This window comes from [Bacteroides] pectinophilus, assembly GCA_025146925.1.
GTDB lineage: Bacteria > Bacillota > Clostridia > Lachnospirales > Lachnospiraceae > Bacteroides_F > Bacteroides_F pectinophilus.
In genome coordinates this window covers 1,020,318-1,041,013 of sequence record CP102260.1, presented here as the reverse complement: position 1 = coordinate 1,041,013, position 20,696 = coordinate 1,020,318, and the positions used below count along the sequence as shown (strand labels likewise).

Genomic DNA, 20,696 nt, shown 5'->3' with positions numbered 1-20,696 from the left:
AATATTGTTATTTTAATCATCCTGGAATATAATCGGAGTATCTTACGTGATATTATTAAGAAAGGAACATACATTACAATGATACTCGCAATAGACATGGGTAATACAGCAGCTGTTCTCGGATGTATTGACGATCAAAAGATATATTTTACAGAAGAATTATCCACAGACCTCTCCAAATCCCCACTTGAATACGCAATGGGAATTAAGACAGTTCTTGAACTTTACAATATAGATTCTGATAATATAAGCGGTGCAATAATATCCTGCGTTGTACCTTCACTTCAACAGGTGATAAGCAGGGCTGTCCAAAAAATAATAAATAAGGCTCCGCTTATAGTCGGTCCCGGACTTAAAACAGGTCTTAATATTAAGATGGATAATGCCAGAGAGATGGGCAGTGATCTGATTGTTGATTCCGTAGCCGGAATTAACAGATATGGAGCTCCACTTATTATTATAGACATGGGAACCGCCACAACAATAAGTGTAATCGACAAAGACCGCAATTATATCGGTGGAGCCATTACTCCCGGTGTTAATATTGCAATGAATGCACTTTCTTCCAACGCAGCCCAGCTTTTTAATGTAGGGCTTCAGGCTCCATCAAGAGTAATAGGCAAGAATACTGTTGAATGCATGCAAAGCGGTATTATACTCGGTAATGCTTCATGTATTGACGGAATGATTGACAGAATTGAGGATGAACTTGGTTACAGGACAACCGTTGTCGCCACAGGAGGTCTGAGCGGAATAGTTATTCCCTACTGCAGGCATGATATCATCATCGAACCAAGACTTTTACTTATGGGTCTTAAGCTTCTCTATGACAAGAATGCCTGAAGCAGAATGACACCGGAATTGAAGCAGTCTGATTATATCTGCCCATTCCCGGTGTCATTTTTACTTCTATACTGTATACTCCAGCATTTTATTTGTTACAGTTGCAGGATTGTTTGTCAAATGCAGGATTGAATGCATAGAAGTTACGTGCATCAAGTCTGTCCTGAACTATTCTGAGTGCCTCACCGAATCTCTGGAAATGTACAATTTCCCTTGCCCTTAAGAATCTTAGCGGCTCTGTCACATCCGGATCACAGCTGATTCTAAGGAGATTATCATATGTCGTTCTGGCTTTCTGCTCTGCTGCCATATTTTCAACAAGATCTGTTACAGGGTCACCTGTCGACTGGAACTCCATTGCTGAGAACGGCACTCCTCCCGCCGCCTGCGGCCATACTCCCGTTGTATGATCAACATAATATGCCTCAAACGGTGTACCCTTAATCTGGTCAGCTGTAAGATTGCGTGTAAGCTGGTGAACTATTGTGCTGACCATCTCGAGGTGTGCAAGTTCTTCCGTGCCTCGATGTTATATGTGGCTCTCCCTCTGTGATTGAAGGCATTTTTATTATTTTTTTGTCACAATCTGTGACATACGGTTTTTTGCCTGTTCTTACCTGTTTTTGGTGTCTTTATAACGGCTTATTCATGTACTCATCTTTGAACTGCTCATAGTCTTCTGCGAACCTCTCAGCCATAAGCGCTTTATTGACTTCGTATCTTAATGAATACTGAGCGTACCACCAGTCTATCTCTGACTGCTCCGGTATACGTCCAAGTATGTCCACAAACAGCGTATACTTAATCCAGCGCTTTACGCCTTCTTCACTCTCCTGAAGCCTCTTAGTGAATTCATACCAGTCAAGCTGACCTGTGCTGAGAAGTTCCACATAAGTGTCCGCATCACCGATTTCACGTCCGAGCACTGTAAGTGCGTATCTGTTCACCTCATACTTAAGTTGTTCCCTGCTAATCTCTCTGTTCATCATATCACCTCCGTCAAAGTCTGTCACGTTATTATCTGAACTGCTGCCATCTTCCGCAGGATTGTCTGATTCATCATCCGGCTTATCCGTGATGTCTTCCTCATTCTCATCCGGTTCAGCGGCAGGGTAATTGGTTATTGCAAAGTAGCTGTGCCAGTCAGTCACCGTAGCTCCGGTGGTCTCGTCGCCCCACCAATGCGTATTCTTATAACCGCCGTTGCCCCGTGTATCAAGGTGCACGGCATTCCCCATGTAGCCAATGCCCTGTACTCCGATGTCCTGAGCATAGCAGCATATATACCTGCCTGATATTACATCTCCCTCAGAATCAAAGAATACAACATCTGCCGCCATTCCATACGCATGCGCATCCCTGTCGCTTTCTCCGATTGAACGACAGTATTCTCCCGGCTGTCTGAAGCCGTCATTGATTACAGCTTTTGAGCAGTTAAAGTGCTTATAGATCTTTTCAAGCATGTCAATAAGCGCCTCATCCACAAGAACCTCATCCCAGCCATTGCGGCTCTGGAACTCATGAAGTCTGAAATGCGCAGACAACTGAATGTCGCCTGCGCTCATAAGATACCTCTTAATCATCGTTACTGCCTCCCTCTTTCAGTATGTCAGCCTTATCCTCCACCTGTGACTTAAGATTGCGGACAATCGGCATGAGGAACGGCGGAAGTGTAACGCCTATATCATTGATATTCTCAAGGATGCTTATAATCTCATTGCAGATAATCCACACCGCCACGATGCAGGCAACCAGAAATGAAAACGGCAGTGTTATGCCGACCGCTCCGGATGTATATGCAAGCAGATTATCAATGACAACCCCGACGCCAACAAGCAGCCACATGCATATCTTTTTTGTAATTCCCTTTATCCCCTTGTAAGAATCAATCTCCTGGTTCCTGTAATGCGATGCAAATATGCCTGTCGCATAGTCAATCACATTGCATACAATGAGCAGTATCATAGGTATTGCAAGCACTCCCAGCCTTCCTGATATAATTCCGCATAAGGCAATAATTACCGCCTTGATTTTTTCGTATCTGTCCATCTTTTTATCCTTCCTTTTCTATTATTTTATATGTTGTAAGTTGCACCGGTGCAATTCTCAGAGCATACGCATCACCTTCTTCCGGATATCCGCATCATGTTCTGTTAAATGGTCTGAATACCGCACTTGATATGCCTCCGGTTACAAGATTGCCTGCCTTTTTGTATACACGCATGCCCTTTGGCACATAGACATTTCTCGAACATCCGTAACCATTGGATCCATCCGGGAATATTATTTCATCGACTTCGGTTCCATTCTTATCCCTCATACTCATCTGGAGATATTGTCCTGCATAACCATTAATAGTCATTGTCAGGTATCCATCAGATTGCGTTGTATACGGTGAAGCCGATGTATATGCAGATACGTCTATAGCTCCATCAAAAGCGGCGTCTATCTTGTCATACTCGCCCCAGCCTGTCCAATTAGATCCGTATCTGCTACGTATATACATCTTTCTACTGCTTGCTGTTATGTATATCTGATAACCGCACGTGCCATATACCCAAGCAATAACATATCCCCAGCCCCACGCTCCAACCGGTGCATGTTTGTCTGCCGACCAGGGATACTGGGAACCGCCATTGACTACATGATATCCGATTGTAATGTTATCCCAGTCGTCGTTCGTGCTGATTTCATCTCCATACACGATTGATGCAACCGCCTTATTCTGCACTGCATTAGTACTTGCTGTAGACAGTGCCGTATCTACTGACGGCTTGTCAATCAAGTCTTTATATGAGCCTGTAAATGCAACATTCTTAAGATCATTGAACCACTTGGCGATCTTACCAAAGATAGTTGTCATTTTCTCATTGCTGACAATATTCGCCCGTGAATCCGCCTGTGTGAATGTCGGACGCTGTTCATTCGTAGCAACATTCGGAACATTGCCAAGTCCGACATCTGCTGCCGTAGTGCCATGCGGATTACCCGTCTGCCGACTGTGGTCATATGCTACCTTGCCATAATCGCCCCTGAACGCTGTTGACGATGTCTCGCCAAGGGCAAGGTCACTTCCTATCACCACATAACGTGTTCCGGACCAGCGGTACGTCCTGCCGCTTGTGATGTTGCCGGCCGATACATCCACATATACCTTGCCGCTCTCAGGTACAATTACAACTCCGTCTGTTCCGACAAATTCAGTACTGTTGATATACTGTCCTTCAATTACATCATCAACAAAGCTCGGAAGCTGGCTTGCAGGAACAAAGCCGTTCTCATCAAGTCCTGCCACACCCAGTGCGGCTCCGACCTGGCTTTTAAGAAGGTAGTTATCAGCACCGGATATTTCCTTTGTATGCTCATAATAGTATTTGGCACAGTCAGTATTTTCTCCCTCTCTGCTGCCTGTACCGCCCACCGCATAGCTCTGGCTTAACAGTGCAGCGGATTCACTGCTGCCTTTGCTTTCCTTTGCTCCTGCTGCGCTTTCTGACGCTTCTGCTTTGGCATTTTCTGCCGCTTTCGCACTGACTGCTGCCGCTTCTGCTTCCGACTTCGCACCGGCTGCTGCACCTGCTGCTGACTGTGCTGCTTCTGCTGCGCTTAAGGCTGACTGTGCAGCTTCTTTTTTACCTGTAATGGCATCTGTAGCTGATGATTCTGCCCGACCTGCATTTAATGCAGACTTTTCTTCTGATTCTGCCGCACCTGATGCCGACTGAATAGCTTCTGTCGCACTTAATGCTGCCTGCTCCTTGTAAAACCTTGCATTATCTTCATCCTCATTCTCCCTGATGCCGCTGCCGCCGACTGAATAACTCTGTGCCAGTTTGGCATCATAATCAGCGTCATTGGCACTTGATGCAGCTGATGCCGCACTTGATGCTGCACCTGCCGACTGTACCTTAATCTCTGCAAGGTAATCCGTTCTCAGATGCTTCTCGCTGATACTGCCTTCCTTAACTATCGCCTTAACCTTACCTCCCTCAAGAACGAAAGCGATGGTATCACTGTCAAGGAACTCATACTGTGTTATGAGTGCCGACATGTCTATCTTTTTGACGGTACCGTCATCAAGCGTGATTACAAGCTGCTGCGTCTCTTCATCGAAGGCGAAATTGACCGCTATCTTCTCGAGCAGCGTATCAAGTGTCTTTGTGCTGCCATTAACCAGCGTAAATGTGATTACGCCTGTTTTTTTATCAAGCGAAACGTCTTTAAAAAGTCCCTGCGCATCCGTCCTGTCAAACTTTGCCGTATTAAGTGCAATCACACGGTTGTCCAGTTCATTAATCGCATAATCACCCGAATTAAGATTTGATGCGCTCAGCGGTGTCTTTTGGGACGGCTTGTTTTCCCAGTTCCGTCTTGCAAATACTTTCTCCCAGTTAAACATTTTCTTCCTCCTTCCTCTCTTTCTCATAAAGCTCCTGCTCAAGTATGCGCTGTCTTTGCGCTGCATCTCTTACCTGTGCAAGGGCATTTTCCATATAGATTTCCAGAATGTAAAAAGGGAGTCCCGAGTTATTGCAAGCTTCACTGACTCCCTGACAGAATTCTTTTATTCTGATTGATGTTGGTTTGTCCATTCCTGCCTCCTTACGCTCAGGCTTCAACACCTGTGATGACTCCGTTCTGCACCGTCACTGTCCATCCGTTTCCTGCGGGAAATGTTCCCCACCAGCCGTCAGACAAGTACTGTACACCGGCAGGTACTATCGGATTGCCATTGCCATCTACAAGCGAGCCGTATATGGCAACATTATTAAGATAGCTCGTTGCCGCATTGTAAATTCCGTGTGCGTTAATGGTTACTACCTTTTCCGATTCGTCCGATTCCACCCACAGACCTACCCTGCCCCTGATTGTACCTGTAGTGATGTTGTCACCGTTAATTTTTGTAGTTCCTGATGCTGACAGGCTGTTGAACGTAACATAGCCCGACAGGTCGATGTCAAGCGCTTCCATCTTAATCTTTCCGGCTTCCTGATTAATCTCGGATATCACTTCGCCCTTTTTTACCGTTTGCGATATCCCCTCGGCCGTAATTTTGACAGTGGCGGATAACTGCTCCTCAGCCTGCTTGGATCTTTTTACTTCTGCCGTGACACTTTCCGCTGTCTGCGTTATCCTGCTTGACAGGCTGCTTTCCGCTTCCTGCGCACGCTGAGTTTCTTTTGTCACCGCACTCTCTATCGCATCAGCGGATATTTTGATTGATGCGTTGTATTTCTCAATGAGTTCGGCACTGATATTCTCTTCAGCTGACTGTGCCCTTGATACTTCCGCCTCCAGTGCATCATCGGTACGCTCCACACGTATCCTTGTCTTATAGAGGGCGGAATTAAGTCTTTGCAGACTGTCCGTAAGACTTTCCGTTATTCCGTCAAGATACTCAGGGCCTGATGCAGCATATGTATCCTTTAACCCCTGTATGCCTTTAAGCGTTCGTGTCATGATGATGCTTTCTATCGTCTTTCCGGTACTCGTCTCGAGAACAAATCCGTCTCCTGCCTCGACATAAGGGACACCCCGGCAGTATACTTCCATCGGGATATACTCAATGTATTCCATGACATCCAGTAAGTTTTCGGCAATTGTCCGAAGCTCATCAATGCTTTTTCCGATGATGCAGAAGTTGTCCTGTATAGAATAGATGTTGTCATCGGCATTGCCAAGAAGATACTCGTTGCCGCCCGTCTCTTTCAGCTGTAGACCGTCAATCTTCCGGCAGATATAATCCTCATAATCACAGGATATATACGCTGACAGCACTCTCGCATTGGGATTGCTTCTCGCATCCATGGGATATAAGTCCTCTGACGGATACAGGTCTTCTGACGGATACAGTGAAGACACTCCTTTAAGAGACTTCCATATGAACTGCCCCTCACGTGATATCCTGCCGAATACGCCGTTAATCTCACACAACTGCTCCATAACGGTACGTCCCGTCAGCGTCCCCGATGTGTCAATGTTTTTACCGACAATAACGCTGTCATTGACCAGGCTCACATCCTCATATGGTATGCCGACAAAATCAAGAAGGCTTTCTCTTAGTTCCTTAACCGTATGCTTCGACTTTATATTGGGATACAGACCTTCATACCAGTCTGACACATCGATATCAAGCCATGTCATCCTGTCATATCCGGTAAGGATTTTATATCCCATGTTGGCTGCCATCTTCGGCTTCGTAATTGTAAACAGCCCGAGCGGAATTGCCGTGTCGGCTCCTTCCGCCCGGATTGTCACCTGCATCTCAAGTCCCGACACGGCATTAACTCCATCCCTTACCTGTATGCTTATCTCTGATGCGGTACATGCGCCAAATCTGAGCCTGCCTTCATCACAGAGCGTTTCGGTAAATGAAAGGCTTTCGCCGTATATCCTGTTATTGGTGATATCTTCTATGTCTGTTCCCGGGAAGCTTATGCTGACAATTTTCCGCACGGTATCCCGGTCATACAATTTTTTATGTTCGTCTGATATCTTGAGCATATTAATCTCTCCATTTCCTAGTACTCAATAAGTGCAATCCTTATACCACTGTAAATGATTCCGTCTTCTTTCAGCTGCTTGTACTTGAATTCAATATCCGGAAGATAAAATGTTCCTGATGAATAATCACTATTTTCATCATCCCAGTACTCAACATCAACCATCCGCTGCCCTTCATGGATATAGCTGTTTCTGAACAGGTCCATGATTTCATCCTTTTCCGCCGTTTTTAGCGGAGGTGTCTGAAACTCAATCTTTGTCCTGGTATGAGGCAGTGTGGTGCGGTGGAAGTATCCATCCGCATCACTGTAATCATCCTTATCCGTCCTCTGATTTGGAGTTGCCGTATAAGTGTCCGCTATTATGTATTTTGTTGGAAATACATTCCCCGATATTTTTAAAATATATCCATTGTAGCTCATATGTCCTCCTCATCAACTATACAAATGCAGGATGCCCTGTCTGCTGCCTGTATGCCTCATTTTCCGTGCGTACAACCCTGAATATCTTCTTGGAATCTCCTTCAAGATATACCTTTACTGTTACCGGCTGTGGGTTATCAGCATTATTGTCACTGCCCCTGTTCTTTAATGCCTCTAACGCTGCCTGCTTTGCCATGGCTTCCATCTTGTCTTCAGGAGCCGTAATCTCGCCATAATGGCGGTTATCGCCGATAATGGCAAGCTGTGGTGTGTTGGCTCTCACGTATCCGCCATTGGCAAGCATTGGTATCTCAGGGATATTAACCAGCTGTACAGAGCCTGCAGGAATGATTTCTTTTCCTGCCACGCTAAATCCCTCCCAGCTGATATTCAGCTTCTCATTGAGCCATGTGATAAGCTTGTTGAACTTTTCTGCTGCCGCATTGCATGCGTTTTTAAAAATCTCCCGGAATGCATCTTTAATTCCTGACATTCCTTCAACCCATTTATCCTTTGAGAACCACGGCTTAACCTTTTTATCCCACCATTCAGACATGGCATCGCCAAATTCAGAAAACTTTCCTCTGAAGCCTTCAATTACTCCCAGCAGAATATTTTCTCCAATTGGCTCCATCTCTGTTGCAGGGCTGTGTATTCCGAAGATGCTACATATTCCGTCCCATACCGCCTTGAATAAATCGTTTATAGGCTCTACAAAGAAATCCAGTATACCGGTAAATCCAAGCACAATTCCTTCAAGTATGTTAGTGGCTATACTTCCCCAGTCCTGCTCTCTGAATGCTTCCGCAGCCATTCCAAAAGATTCTTTTGCCATTGAGAACAAGTCAAGCGTTTCGTTCCAGTTAAATATTCCTTTAAGTCCTTCTGCTAACAGTTTGCCTGCTGCCGGGAAGAAATCTCCCTTTAAAATTGAATCCCACAGGTATGCCATCTGTTCGCCAAAAGACATATCTATTATTTCACCGGAAATTTTAGTATATATTTCCTGACCAATATTCCATCCGGCAAATGCCGCCACTATTCCGCCTATGATACCGGTAGCAAGCATTGTTCCAATTTCTGCTGCCGTTCCAGCTCCAATAACGGTTGCCACATCCATAGTAAGTATTCCGCCAATTCCGCCAAGTGAAGCCCATGCAGAAGTCATAGACGTAACAAGACTGCTGCCCATGATGGCTTTGCCAAGTGCCGGGGCTATCTTTTTCCCCAGTCCTGTAAACTTTAGCGCACCAATGGCGGTTATTACCGCTGTTTCAATCGGTGCTGCCTTGAATGAGCCAAACCAGACCTCAGCTATAGCTTTCCATATGTTGAATTTCAGTTTAAAGCCTGCTATAATAACGTCTTTCCAGTTAATTCCTGCAAGATATTCTCCGATGCTTTTGCCAAGCTTTTCCCATTCCACATTATCTATGGCATCTGCAAAGGAATTGAAAATACCGGTCACAAGCTCTGATGTGTCCCGTCCTGCATGGAAATAGTCACCAGCTTTGAAATCTTCAACAATTTTCTTTATCCTGTCAAAGAATACTTTCGTTTTGCCTGTTATGGCATCAAACTTGTCTGCAAGCTTTTCATCATCTGCATTGATATTACCAAAGTCAATGCTTTCCCCGGATGTACCGGATGTACCTGATGTGCCTGATGCCTCGTCCGAACTGCCTGAAATATTGTTGACCTCATCATAGCTCATTACACCTTTCAGTTCTTTTGCAGCCTTCTTGGCGGCATCTCCCACCCCGCTTGTGGCACTTTCAAGTGAGTTGGCCGCATCTGTAGCTTCTGACAGTCCGCTGCTGATTCCTGATGTCGATTCTTCGGTGTCATTTCCCGTTATATATGCCGTGAAGCTCTTAAAAGCATTGGCAAGTGTCTGAAGCTTTCCAATCACACCATTGATTCCTTTAATTATTGGCGTGAACAGATTTATAAACCCCTGTCCCAGTGTTGCCTTTAACGAATCAAACTGCAGTGTAAGCACCCTTATCTGGTTTGCCCAGCCTCCGGATGTCCGCACAAAATCACCGCTGGCCACTGACAGTTTCTCCTGCACGAACTGATATCTTAATGCCACCTTTTCAGCTTCCGACATGGAATTTGTAGTCTTTCCGAAACCATTTTCAAGTGCATACGCATCAAGCGCTGCCTGTGTCATTACCACACCGAGATCCTTTAATGTTTCCGTCTCTCCGGTAAACACTGATTTCAGCTTTGTGTAGGCTTCGTCCTGCGTTATATTATAGAACGATGCCACATCACCGGAAAGTTTGGTAAGCGTACTGCCCATCTCATATGCTTCTCTTTCACCAAAGCCGAAAGCCTTGGACATCGCTCCGAATGTTCCGGTATACTTTTTTGCCATCGTCTCACTAAGTCCAAAACTTTGTGCCGCACTCTGGGCAAACTCATTAACCTTTTCTTTCATTGACGGGAATGTGACATCAACAACATTCTGTACTTCCTGAAGGTCGGATCCGAGTTCAAGACACTGTTTTGTGAAATCAGTTATTCCTTTTACAGAAAATGCAGCTGCAAGAGCCAATCCTGCTTTTTTTGCCATATTCTGTATTCCCGCCATCTGGCTTTTGTATTTCTGGCTGTTAACCACAAGATCAAGCGCTATTTCACCTATCGCTCCTTGTGACATTATTTCACCTCCCTGCTTTCCTAACTGCACATAGAGGCAAACAAAGCTTCCAGATTGCTCATTTCAGCATCATACTGCTGCTGTGTCATGCTGCTGGCACTCTTTTCCTGCCATTCATTACGTATGCGGTGCTGCTCTTTCGTGAATCTCTTAAGCACTTCCGCATCATCCTCTGCACGTATACTTACTACACGGCCAAGAGGTGTGTCAGGTCCAAGTCCTGCAAGCAGGCTCTTAAACTCCTGCCATTTCATGTCATTAAGCTCTCTTGTAAGCCTTATCCCATACTGCGCCTGAAATGATGATATTATCAGTTCATAATCATCAATTATGTCGTAGTATGGGTCTGCACTTCCCCCGTGTCATTCTTATCCCTTCCGGTTGCAATATCCATTGCTATGTTAATAACCTTGATAAAGTCCTTGTACTGCAGATGCATTCCGTCTATGACTTCCCTGTCTTTTTCGCCAATCAGAAGCTCATAAGCTTCAAGGCTTGCTTCTATCTCGCTCTTGTCAGCATCCTGCACTATTGCCATAATCTTCAGCATTGTTGGTGCGTCTGAATTAACTGTAATCATATGTCCTCTGATTACCATCACCGGATTTTCGTCAAAACTAAGTTTATCTGTAATATCTACTATCTTTGCCATGCTTTTCTCCTTTACCGGAGCGAAGACCGTGATCTCCGCCCCTGAACAATTAAATTAACCTGTTAAATGCCTGTTGATGACGTTAATGCCGGAGTAAATGTCGGCTCGCCGTAGCAGATTGCCTCAAATTCCAGCTTGTCAATATTAGTTGAGTCACCGCCGCCCGGTGTGGTAACATTAATCACTACATCACATGCTACCTTTGCACCGCTTGTCATCTCCCACTCGAACTTTGTCATTACATCCTGTCCGAATTTCCATGCAAGGCCTGCAATGTAATCATTGCCCGCATCGCCTACGCTTCTCTTGCCGCTGAATGTCCATGACAGCTTTTTGCCTGTCATAGATGACTTCGCCCAGCCTGCAGCATCCATTGCATACCATTCTTCAACCGTTCCGTCAATTTTGGGTGCAAAATTTTCAAGGTCCTTTGGCATTACCATTTCTTCTGTAGTACTTTCAAGCCCGTTCGTGCCGAATTTGAACTTGTTATTATGTACCGGATATACTTTTCCCTTCATTGTTATTCCTCCTTGTTATAGATAAAATCAAGCCATATCACATATTCGTATATGCCTGCATCATCAGTTCCTACATCCTGCGGCTCAGGCACCTGAAGCTGAATATATCTGACATCAGTATTATTGATGTTGATGCCGCTTATTCCTTCCATCTGCTCGAACAGACTGAATGCCGCCTTTTCTGCCTCATCCTTGTTTTTATTCCAGTGAATAAGCAGCGATACCGGCTTTATTCTGTAGGTACCATATTCAGGACCTCCGAGTGTTGTCCTCGGTGGTCCTGATGCCGGCCTGTTGTATACTCCTATTGACTTTGGCTTTTTGTTGTCCATCTTGCCAATATAGACATTCTCGGCAATGCCAAGACTGTCCACATATTCTCTGATATCTTTTAGTGACAGCATTAAAGTCCTGCCTCCCTTTTATAAAAGCTGCTGAATGCCTTCGGTACAAAATCAGCCCTGTTACCTGTCTCCATCCAGTCCTCATACCAGTTGCCTTTTGCATCCGGATTCTCACTTTTGTCGAAGTGATACTCCGGATGATAGTAAAGGCGTCTGGCATATGGTGTTGAAGTTACTATTGATACTTTCCCAGAATCAGACTGCGAATAATCGACAAATGTACTCTCATTCTGCATTGCACCCGTATCCCTTGGCATTACCTGCGCCTGAACAACTTCCGTGTGCAGTGCTTCCCCGGTCTGTTCAAGTGCCTTCGATACTGCCGCATTAAGGCGGTTTATCATACCTGTGTTGATCTTGACAGTGGAGCTTACCTTAACCATTACTTCACCTCCAGCGATGTGTAATTGACAGTTCCGTCAGGATTACGTGCCTTGCTTCCCTGTGCAATGATGCGTTTTTCACCATGTATCACAACATATCCACATCCGACAGTCGGAAATTCAGGTGCAATGTCTCCGGCAAAAAGTGCCGTTCCGGTAATCTGCGTCAGTTTCTTCTCAGCTGTTAATACCGTCTTTGCCTTGTCCTGATAATTGCATTTTGTTTCAATGTCAATTGCTCTTACAGGATTACTGCACTCGTCAACCTCTTCTGACTCAAGATGTACCATGATATCTGTCTTACACATTCTTGCCGGTACCAGACACGGATATTTCATACACAATCACCTCGCTAACCTGCAGCACAGACCTGTCTGCGACAAAAGCGCATACAGGTCCTTACGCATTGCAACACCTTTGTCCATATGTACATTCCATGAACTTCCAAACTGCATCGATGTTCCGTTAATGCTGTATGATGATAATATGCTCTGTATTACGTCATCATTTTCATACTCAAAATCAGCCTGCCGGCATGCAACTTCCTTCACCATTTCCTGCTGGAAAGGCGTTAAATTATCAAATCCCTGACTTACGATTCTGTTGTAAGTCAGGGAATCAATGTGATGGCATGCCATTTTCAGATATTTATCAACGCTTTCATCAGGAATTGCAGTCCCTTTATATTCGTTCCTGTAAAACTCCTTATCAACGTACAGCATATCAGTCACCAGCTTTATTCTTTGTACCTAAAGCCTTAAGCTTTGCCTTCAGCTCCTCATTTTCTTTCAGAAGCTTTGCGTATTCGCTGTAAGCTATCTTCTTTGCAGGTGAATACTCGAGCAGCTTGCCGGAATCATCATAAATATCAAATCCTTCCTTCAGGTATCTGTTTTTTTCCTCTTCAGTGACAATCTTATATATCTTATTTTCCTTCTTCGCCTTCATATCATGCCTCCGCATTAATAATGCACGCCTGCTTTAATTCCTCATCAAGTCCGAAAGTACCGTTGTATCTTCTGTTCTGATACAGATAATTATCAGCCACTCTCGAATCATGTCCCGGAGTGTATGTGTTAATGTAAGCATACTTGACACGCGATACCTGTGCCTCCGGATCAATGAGGATGTAATTAATCTGCTTTCCGGAAGCATCAGCCTTATAACCTTCCGTGAAGTCATATGCTGTCTTGAAGCGTTCAACCGGCACTGTTTTGATTTCCTTCAGGTCATCAAGAGTATGCACTCTTCTGTCAAGTGACTTGCTGCCGCCGCTTACCTCAAGTGTTCTCTGGATTCCATCAGCGTTCTTTAACTCCCTGCGGTATGCTGCCGTGCAGTAAAGGATACATCTTGACAGGGGTACGCCTGCATTTTCAAATGCTTCACAGTTTTCATCAAAGTCCTCAAGGATATTAGCGCGTGTGATGACTGTGTTTCTGATTACTGCACCCACTCTCTTCGCTTCTGAATAAAGCTTTGAGAATGTATAACAGTCAAGCTCCGGAATCGCCTGCTTTTTCTCAAATCTTGCCTGGATATTGGCAATCGATACAATCTGGTTGGTCTCATCAACGTCCATAGGATCAATTGCAAATTCAATGTCTCTGTCATGATCAAGCGACTTGGTCTCGAAGTCATTGGAATAATTGCCGCTGTTGAATCCCAGCGTCTTACGGTCATGGTCCTTATAACCGCTTACCTGCATGCGTGGAATCTTAATCTCCTTCGCTCCTGTGACCTTGATGTCCTCATTTGTGTGGTAGAGTGCATCTGATACCAGCTCATGTCCGTACATATCACGGATTCTTGTGTCAAACTGTGTTACATAATTCAATACTGCCATTGTTTAATTCCTCCATTTTCTTACTTTTTTACGCCAAAAATGCGGTCAAGCTCGTTATCAACTGCACCTGCTCCGCCAGAGCCTCCTGATGCTCCTACCTGAATGAAGCCCGAAGCACCTGCCTGCTGCGGTTTCAATGCCGGCACATCCTCCATGACCTTATTTAAGGCATTTTTGATTGTTTCGGTGTTAATCTTTCCATCCTGCCCTACAGCCTGGCTTAAATCTGCCATCTTAAGCACGTATGGAATTGTCTTGGCATCAATTCCGAGTGATACTGCTGCCATGGTCGCTTCGCTCTGAATCTGTGCCTGCTTCATTGCATCGTTCGCTTTATCAAGCGCTGTCTGCATGGCATTTACATCCGGCTGATTGGCCGCTTTCTGCTCCTTAAAGGATGCAATAGCCTGTTCAACTTCCTGCTGGCTTAATCCCTGCTGTCTGAAATAAGCCTTTAATGCCGTCTCTTCTTTTGCAGCAAGTGTCCCGTTAAGCATCTGCTGAATCTTGTCATAGTCAATTGACTGCTGGCTCTGGCCTCCTGACTGCTGCCCGCCATTCTGTTCATTTGCCTGCTGGTTTGACTGCTGCTGGTTTCCGTTCTGTCCGTTTGGTTCGCTGCCGTCTTCGGCAAAGAACTGCAGGTTGTACGGAAGCATTGTTGATTTGTTCATGTGCTGCTCCTTTCCGTTTTAAGGGTGTCGCCCTGTTAAATCCATTGTCTTCGGTGTCTCCGGCCACGCAGCTTTTTTGGTCTTCTCATGTTTGGACCTGTTTTTAGGCATATAAAAAGCAGCCCTTTTGGACTGCTTAATATCTAAATTATTGTTGCACCGGTGCAACTTTGGGATTTGTGGAATTTTTTGTATTAAAAAAGCACCCTGACATTTGCAAGATGCCTTACTTCTTTTCTTCAAATTTAATACCATTGCTGCACTCTTTAAGCTGACTGGGATTTCCATAAAGTATTTCTTCAGGTATACCTTCAGGGAATGCATCACAGCAGCATTTCCAACCATCAATATTTTCCTTTTGATGTATGCAGTTGTCACAATCATATCCAACACAAACCATACTTACTTACCTCTTACATACTTATTATATAAATCCATTGCTGCTTTTGGAACTTTTGAACCACGATAAATCAACACTTCCACTTCAGCAATACATTCAGCACCATCACGCAGTGCATCTTGGCTAATTCCTTCAATACCCATATTTTTTAATTCTTCATTCATGGCTTCAATTTCTTTAACTGATTTTCCATAATATGCTTTTGCATGACCGCATTCATGCGCAATAGCTTCTTCAATGGTTTGTGGAAGATTTGATTTTGTTCCTGCTAACAATGCATTAACTTCATCAACTGTCTTTCCACCAAGAATACGACTGTTTACATTTAACTGTGTTAACCCATTAGTTCCATTAAAAATTTGAAATAAGGCTTGTTTTCCAGTTTCATCATTGTAGAATTCACCAAAATGTGCTTCGAAAATATACATTCCACCACTTTTTTCAAATTCTTTTATAGTATTACCTATCACAGCAGATACTTCGTCTTTTATTTTATTTGAAGAAGCCATCATATTAAAATCATCAATATCTAATGATTTAATTTTACTACTTTCCCCAACTTTTTCAAGTGCATCTTTGGCAATTTCCTCACCCGCCCTGACTTTCCAGTCGGCTGCCCTGGCTGCATATATTTTCTTATTATCCTCATCAAGCGAATACTTTGACATCCTTGAGCATTTTTCATACTGCTGCCTGGCGTACTGCTGCTCCGCTTCCTTCTTATTAGCCTGCCTTACGTTCTCAAGTTCTTCCTTGGTCCATCTGTCATCTGCAGTGGATATTCCCGGAAAATATGTGGTGTGGCTGTCTTTGCATCTTGGATGGTACAGTCCTGCTGCTATTGCCGTGCTCATAAGAGGATATGATCCGTCTTCCGGTTTTCCTCCGCTCCATACATCATCAATCAGTATTTTCCCCACAAATGGCAGACATTTGGGGCATGGATTTCCACGTTTGTTGATGATTACTGTGGATATTCCCCATTCCTGACGTTTCTCGCCCTCTCCGGTAAGATATGCCCTCTTGCAGGCTGTCCTCACTGCCATATCTGCATAATCCTTAAGCGTATGCCTTGCTCCATTGGAATACTCCACACAGTTAAGCCCTGCACGGAGCATGTCCTTTGTTGCCATGTCCACAGCCTTTTCATATGTGCCGGCGCCGGTGTTGGCAAAAACCTGCGCATTATATATTATTCTGCGGTACTTATCATTGGCCATTCTCAATATTGCCGTCTCTGCCTTTTTCACATCGTTTACAGTTGCTTTCATAAGTGCTTCAAGCTTTCTGTCATTAAGACGGAAGAACTGCCCCATTACTCCCTTTGGGCCTTTCTGTGCTTTGAGGCCTTTCCTGATTGCTTTAAGGATTTCCTGTTCCTGCTCCAAGCCTCCTTCAAGTCTTGACATCTGGATCAGTGCTTCTATTTTTTTATTAATGTCCTTGAACTGTGCCTTATATACCTTTGCACTAGTCTGCTTATATACCTCAAGTGACTTCAGCTGTTCTGCCTGCCACATTGACCAGTTGAAGCCCAGTTCGTCTTCTTCAGCTTTATGCCTGTCGAAATTACGTATCATGGATGATATAAGTTCATCCTCAATAGCAGCAAAAGCTTCGCCTATATCATAATCCATGTTTACACCTGCCTTTACTTATCCTTATTGGACTTCACATTAAATCCTGCTGCCCTGTACTGCCTTGTGAGGTTTTTAAGCTGTGACATGCTTGTGCATCTGTCATTTCTCAGTTCGGCATATCCGTTTCTTTCCACTGCGTATATTCCGAATGGCACCTGTTCGCTTGCGGTCTTTAACAGCCCCCTGTACTCTCCGGTGCTCATGCTGTAAAGGTTATTTCCCACTTTAACTTTCATTGACTTCAAATTCTCCCTGTTTTGTACTCATGTCAGGCTCTGCAATGTGTTCTATTCCCTGTTCTGCTTTCAGGCGCATTATCTCTTTTTCCTTTTCGCTTTCGTCTATCGTATCACCATAAAGCTCATTTACCACACGGTCTATACTCATCACTCCGCCTGTCCTTGCCTTTGACAGTGTCTCTATCTGGCTTTCAAATGACGGATTGGCATACTCTCCCCAGTCTATGAATACATCCACATTCTTTACCGGCTGTTTGTTAAGCATATACTCTGCATTCAGGCAGGCTTCAACCACCTTCGGAAGATTCTTCTGCAGGGTTTCAATTACTGCATTTCTCGTATAAAGCGTGGTCTTTTCCTTTTCACGCTGTGCTTCGGCATTATCAAGCTTCTTAACATCTATACCCAGCGTTGAAGGACTTATTACACCCTGAAGACATATATCAAGTGCTGTACAGTAGCTTGCTACATAACTGTCATGCGGTATGTCCGGCTGTTCCGTTGTGATTGTGTTTTTGGCGCCTTCCGACATGTCATTGTCGCCGGCGATAAATCTGTTATCGAACGGATTTGGTGACATCGGCTTTCCGGTATCCATGTCTCTCGGGATATATGACTCTGGAATATATGTCTTGGCTCTTCCTGCCCTTACGGCATCCATCCACTGACTCCACACTTCGTCAAATGCATCAAACGCATCTATCTTGCCGTCAAAGATTGAGCCGCCCCTGTTCTCGTATTTTGTACTCTCATAGACTTTGATTGGAACTGCAAGCATTACATTATTGTCAAATTTCACGTCATGCAGGTTCTGGAACTTTTCGACCGCACTCATATCAACCATTTCTTCATCCTTGTAAAGCTTATAGATGATATATCCATGTCCGTAATGTTCGTGAAGTACATATATATTACTGCCTTCTTTATGCCGGCTCTCTTCCTTTAATCTTTCAACAGCCTTATCAATGTCATAGGCGGTTGGCTGCTCCTCAACCGCTTCTATGCACTCCTGTATTACATCACGTATATCTGCATTATCTTCATCGCTGTAGGATGTTTCCTGTCTTGCGTAATCATTCAGATACGCTATAAGGTCATCTGCGTCTATTAGTCTCATTCTTCTCCTATTCTGCTTCTGATTGAAGCCATTCTTCCCACTCACTATGTTCTTCTTCACTCGGAAATTCATGCTCCATCCACTGATAATCTGATTTTACTTTGCAAAGAAACTGCGCCAGCTCTTCATCCGACATATTCCTTATCCTGTCAGCATTGTTTTGTCTCTTTTTTACGTTTGATGTTCCAACCAAATAGTCAACGCTTGCACCCAGTACCTGTGCTATGCTAACTATTGTCGTGACTGTAGGTACTCGCTCACCTTTGATGTACCTAGACATAGATACTTCGTTAACACCGACCTTACTAGCCAGCTCTCGCTGGGTGAAGCCTTTTTCTTTTCTCATTTCTTCTAATCGTGATATAAAAGTTTCACATTGGATGTTGTCGCCGCACACTGTCTTGATTATTCTCAACGCTGTCAATATGCTTTTTGCTTCTACTACTACTCCGTCAACTTCTTTCTTTGCCATTTTCTTTACCTCTCCTTTCGTATTTCACTGCTTTGCTGTAAAACGTCTTAGGACACATATTGCAAGCCTTTGCAGCTTCTTCTATTGCAATTTTCCCTGTTCTCCAATCCTCTCGCATCTGATAAAAGTTATCTGGAATTGGTAATGGCGGTCTGCCAAATCTCACGCCTCTTGCTTTTGCAGCGGTAATTCCTTCTGCTTGCCTTTGTTTTATATTTGTGCGCTCATTTTCTGCTACGAAAGAAAGTACCTGTAATACTATGTCACTTAAAAATGTACCCATGAGGTCTTTTCCACGTCTCGTATCAAGTAATGGCATGTCAAGCACTACAATATCCGCTTCGCGGAAACGTGTAATTCTGCGCCATTCCTGAATTATCTCATCATAGTTTCTTCCCATCCGGTCGATACTTTTTATATACAGTACATCCCCTTTTTTCAGCTTTCGGTATAAGGTTTTATATTTTGGTCTGTTAAAATCTTTACCAGATTGCTTGTCTATAAAGATGTTACAATCTTCTATTCCTTGCTTGCAGAGAGCGTCAAGCTGTCTGGCTTCATTCTGTTCTTTTGAAGAAACTCTTACATAGCCGTATTCCATACTATCCCTCACTTTCTGACTTCTTACATGGCGGCTCCTGCTATGGTGCCGCCTCCCTCTTTTTCATACGGCTCTGGCAGCTCCATCCATGCCTCCGCATAATGTATCTTTGTATCATCCTGAAAGAAGAATGATGCCTCCTGCGTGTCATATATGCCGATTACAGGCACGGCCCTGCTTGCAACCGATATCAGTATGTATCTGTCATCGTCCGGGACGCTGTCTTTTGCTGAATGCCATGCTTCTCTAATCGGTCTGTAAGGGATACACTGTTTCTTTTGCTGTTCGTCCGGCACAGTATCAGCCGCATCTGTGTCATTCTTATTGTTTTCAGGAACCACCCCCCGATAATCTCCCACATTCATCTGTCCCCTGAGCTGTTCTTCTTCATGTTTAACCGGATTATCCGGCTCTTTTTCCGGGCTTTTTTTCGGCTTGACGTCCTGTCTTGTCACGGTAACCTTCGGTTGCTTCTTAGCCTGTGCTTTTTTATCCTGTTGCACCGGTGCAACTTTGGCAGTTTCCGGCATGTCCTCCCTGAACAGTGCCTTCCATTTGCTTTCCACTGTTGGCTCATCATGTGCAAAAAGCTTCCCACACAGCTGTATGAACCCTTCTCCAGACATCTGCTCCCGGTCTGAGGCGTCTCTCATGTTTACCACTGTAATCCCGTCAGCTTTTACCGACACCATGAACTTGCCGGCACCTGATACTCTTGCTATGTATACCGCCTCGCCTGCCGGTGCAAGTATGTCCAGATATTTCTTCCATTCCGTTATGCTTTCCCATAACTGTCTGTACAGTTCCGGTTCGTTATGCATCACCACATAGAATACCTGCTCTGTCTGTGTAAGTGTGTCGGCTGTCGCATCTTTGGGCTCTGCCAGCACTTCAAGCGGGGTTACCTGCTGTTCCGCGTCATATTCTTTCTTAATCGTGTTTATCTCACTCTTGGAATATTCCGGTGATATCTCATCATTAATCCCATCCGGGAGCTGCAGCATTATAGCAAGCTTGGCATATCCATAGCCTCCGTATTTATCCTGAAGGCGGTCCGAATTGCCGCCTTCCGAGAATCTGTCATTGATGCTTATGAACCTGCTTACCATCGTCTTATCTATGTTATATTCGGCTGCTGCCATGTCATTAATATTGGCATATCCCGAACCTGCAAGTATGGCCGGATTGTCCCTTGCAGTCTTTAGCAGAAATCCGATTCTTACAAAGCCTTCCGTTGTCCTCGTAAGCTCCGTGTCAAGTGTCTGCTTGAACTCTTCATATCCTGCAAATGTCTTTTTAAGTTCTTCCAT

General features: G+C 44.4%; 25 protein-coding genes and 1 pseudogene. 1 reads left to right on the top strand and 25 read right to left on the bottom strand.

Annotation, left to right across the window (positions count from 1 at the left end; genetic code table 11):
• The first annotated feature begins 78 nt into the window (after positions 1-78).
• Complete coding sequence (locus NQ488_04905) at positions 79-843, top strand: type III pantothenate kinase (GenBank protein ID UWN96642.1); 765 nt, start codon at positions 79-81, stop codon at positions 841-843.
• Positions 844-931: 88 nt separating this feature from the next.
• Here the strand turns inward: NQ488_04905 and NQ488_04900 are convergent.
• The 25 genes and pseudogenes from NQ488_04900 to NQ488_04780 all read right to left on the bottom strand — a co-directional run bounded on the left by NQ488_04900 (position 932) and on the right by NQ488_04780 (position 20,696).
• A pseudogene (locus NQ488_04900) lies at positions 932-1,366 on the bottom strand (manganese catalase family protein).
• Positions 1,367-1,475: 109 nt separating this feature from the next.
• A complete protein-coding gene (locus tag NQ488_04895) occupies positions 1,476-2,426 on the bottom strand; it encodes a hypothetical protein (GenBank protein UWN96641.1) in 951 nt (316 codons plus the stop codon).
• The gene (locus NQ488_04890; protein UWN96640.1) at positions 2,419-2,892 is read right to left on the bottom strand and encodes a phage holin family protein; all 474 of its coding nucleotides are present in this window, start codon (positions 2,890-2,892) and stop codon (positions 2,419-2,421) included. Before NQ488_04890 ends, NQ488_04895 begins: the two co-directional genes overlap by 8 nt.
• Positions 2,893-2,986: 94 nt before the next feature.
• Positions 2,987-5,242 (bottom strand): pyocin knob domain-containing protein, encoded by a 2,256-nt coding sequence (locus tag NQ488_04885; GenBank protein ID UWN96639.1) that lies wholly within the window; start codon positions 5,240-5,242, stop codon positions 2,987-2,989.
• Positions 5,235-5,435, bottom strand: coding sequence for a hypothetical protein (locus NQ488_04880; protein ID UWN96638.1), 201 nt, complete (start codon positions 5,433-5,435; stop codon positions 5,235-5,237). Before NQ488_04880 ends, NQ488_04885 begins: the two co-directional genes overlap by 8 nt.
• A gap of 16 nt (positions 5,436-5,451) precedes the next feature.
• Positions 5,452-7,347 (bottom strand): hypothetical protein, encoded by a 1,896-nt coding sequence (locus tag NQ488_04875; protein UWN96637.1) that lies wholly within the window; start codon positions 7,345-7,347, stop codon positions 5,452-5,454.
• 17 nt (positions 7,348-7,364) lie between these two features.
• The gene (locus NQ488_04870; protein ID UWN96636.1) at positions 7,365-7,769 is read right to left on the bottom strand and encodes a hypothetical protein; all 405 of its coding nucleotides are present in this window, start codon (positions 7,767-7,769) and stop codon (positions 7,365-7,367) included.
• Positions 7,770-7,785: 16 nt separating this feature from the next.
• Complete coding sequence (locus NQ488_04865) at positions 7,786-10,437, bottom strand: hypothetical protein (protein UWN96635.1); 2,652 nt, start codon at positions 10,435-10,437, stop codon at positions 7,786-7,788.
• Between the two features lie 20 nt (positions 10,438-10,457).
• Entirely contained in the window at positions 10,458-10,745 is a 288-nt protein-coding gene (locus NQ488_04860; GenBank protein UWN97107.1) for a bacteriophage Gp15 family protein, read from the bottom strand.
• Positions 10,746-10,765: 20 nt separating this feature from the next.
• On the bottom strand, positions 10,766-11,089 hold the full coding sequence (locus NQ488_04855; protein UWN96634.1) for a hypothetical protein: 324 nt from the start codon (positions 11,087-11,089) through the stop codon (positions 10,766-10,768).
• A 62-nt stretch (positions 11,090-11,151) separates the two neighbouring features.
• Positions 11,152-11,610, bottom strand: coding sequence for a hypothetical protein (locus NQ488_04850; GenBank protein ID UWN96633.1), 459 nt, complete (start codon positions 11,608-11,610; stop codon positions 11,152-11,154).
• A gap of 2 nt (positions 11,611-11,612) precedes the next feature.
• A complete protein-coding gene (locus tag NQ488_04845; GenBank protein ID UWN96632.1) occupies positions 11,613-12,014 on the bottom strand; it encodes a minor capsid protein in 402 nt (133 codons plus the stop codon).
• Positions 12,014-12,397, bottom strand: coding sequence for a hypothetical protein (locus NQ488_04840; protein UWN96631.1), 384 nt, complete (start codon positions 12,395-12,397; stop codon positions 12,014-12,016). The genes NQ488_04845 and NQ488_04840 overlap by 1 nt, the downstream gene beginning before the upstream one ends.
• Positions 12,397-12,735, bottom strand: a complete 339-nt coding sequence (locus NQ488_04835; protein ID UWN96630.1) for a hypothetical protein — start codon at positions 12,733-12,735, stop codon at positions 12,397-12,399. The genes NQ488_04840 and NQ488_04835 overlap by 1 nt, the downstream gene beginning before the upstream one ends.
• Before the next feature lie 6 nt (positions 12,736-12,741).
• Entirely contained in the window at positions 12,742-13,119 is a 378-nt protein-coding gene (locus NQ488_04830; GenBank protein UWN96629.1) for a hypothetical protein, read from the bottom strand.
• Between the two features lies 1 nt (position 13,120).
• Positions 13,121-13,345: a hypothetical protein gene (locus NQ488_04825; protein ID UWN96628.1), complete on the bottom strand. Its 225-nt coding sequence runs from the start codon at positions 13,343-13,345 to the stop codon at positions 13,121-13,123.
• A 1-nt stretch (position 13,346) separates the two neighbouring features.
• Positions 13,347-14,243, bottom strand: a complete 897-nt coding sequence (locus tag NQ488_04820; protein UWN96627.1) for a capsid protein — start codon at positions 14,241-14,243, stop codon at positions 13,347-13,349.
• Between the two features lie 20 nt (positions 14,244-14,263).
• Entirely contained in the window at positions 14,264-14,917 is a 654-nt protein-coding gene (locus NQ488_04815; GenBank protein ID UWN96626.1) for a hypothetical protein, read from the bottom strand.
• A gap of 226 nt (positions 14,918-15,143) precedes the next feature.
• Positions 15,144-15,317 carry a glutamyl-tRNA amidotransferase gene (locus NQ488_04810; GenBank protein ID UWN96625.1) on the bottom strand — a complete coding sequence of 58 codons (174 nt, stop codon included), beginning with the start codon at positions 15,315-15,317 and terminating at the stop codon, positions 15,144-15,146.
• A gap of 2 nt (positions 15,318-15,319) precedes the next feature.
• Positions 15,320-16,954 carry a phage minor capsid protein gene (locus NQ488_04805; protein ID UWN96624.1) on the bottom strand — a complete coding sequence of 545 codons (1,635 nt, stop codon included), beginning with the start codon at positions 16,952-16,954 and terminating at the stop codon, positions 15,320-15,322.
• Positions 16,955-16,968: 14 nt separating this feature from the next.
• Complete coding sequence (locus tag NQ488_04800) at positions 16,969-17,193, bottom strand: hypothetical protein (protein ID UWN96623.1); 225 nt, start codon at positions 17,191-17,193, stop codon at positions 16,969-16,971.
• Positions 17,183-18,313 (bottom strand): hypothetical protein, encoded by a 1,131-nt coding sequence (locus NQ488_04795; GenBank protein ID UWN96622.1) that lies wholly within the window; start codon positions 18,311-18,313, stop codon positions 17,183-17,185. Before NQ488_04795 ends, NQ488_04800 begins: the two co-directional genes overlap by 11 nt.
• 7 nt (positions 18,314-18,320) lie before the next feature.
• Complete coding sequence (locus NQ488_04790; protein UWN96621.1) at positions 18,321-18,785, bottom strand: helix-turn-helix domain-containing protein; 465 nt, start codon at positions 18,783-18,785, stop codon at positions 18,321-18,323.
• Positions 18,766-19,386, bottom strand: a complete 621-nt coding sequence (locus NQ488_04785; protein UWN96620.1) for a recombinase family protein — start codon at positions 19,384-19,386, stop codon at positions 18,766-18,768. The genes NQ488_04790 and NQ488_04785 overlap by 20 nt, the downstream gene beginning before the upstream one ends.
• A gap of 23 nt (positions 19,387-19,409) precedes the next feature.
• On the bottom strand, positions 19,410-20,696 hold the full coding sequence (locus NQ488_04780; GenBank protein ID UWN96619.1) for a hypothetical protein: 1,287 nt from the start codon (positions 20,694-20,696) through the stop codon (positions 19,410-19,412).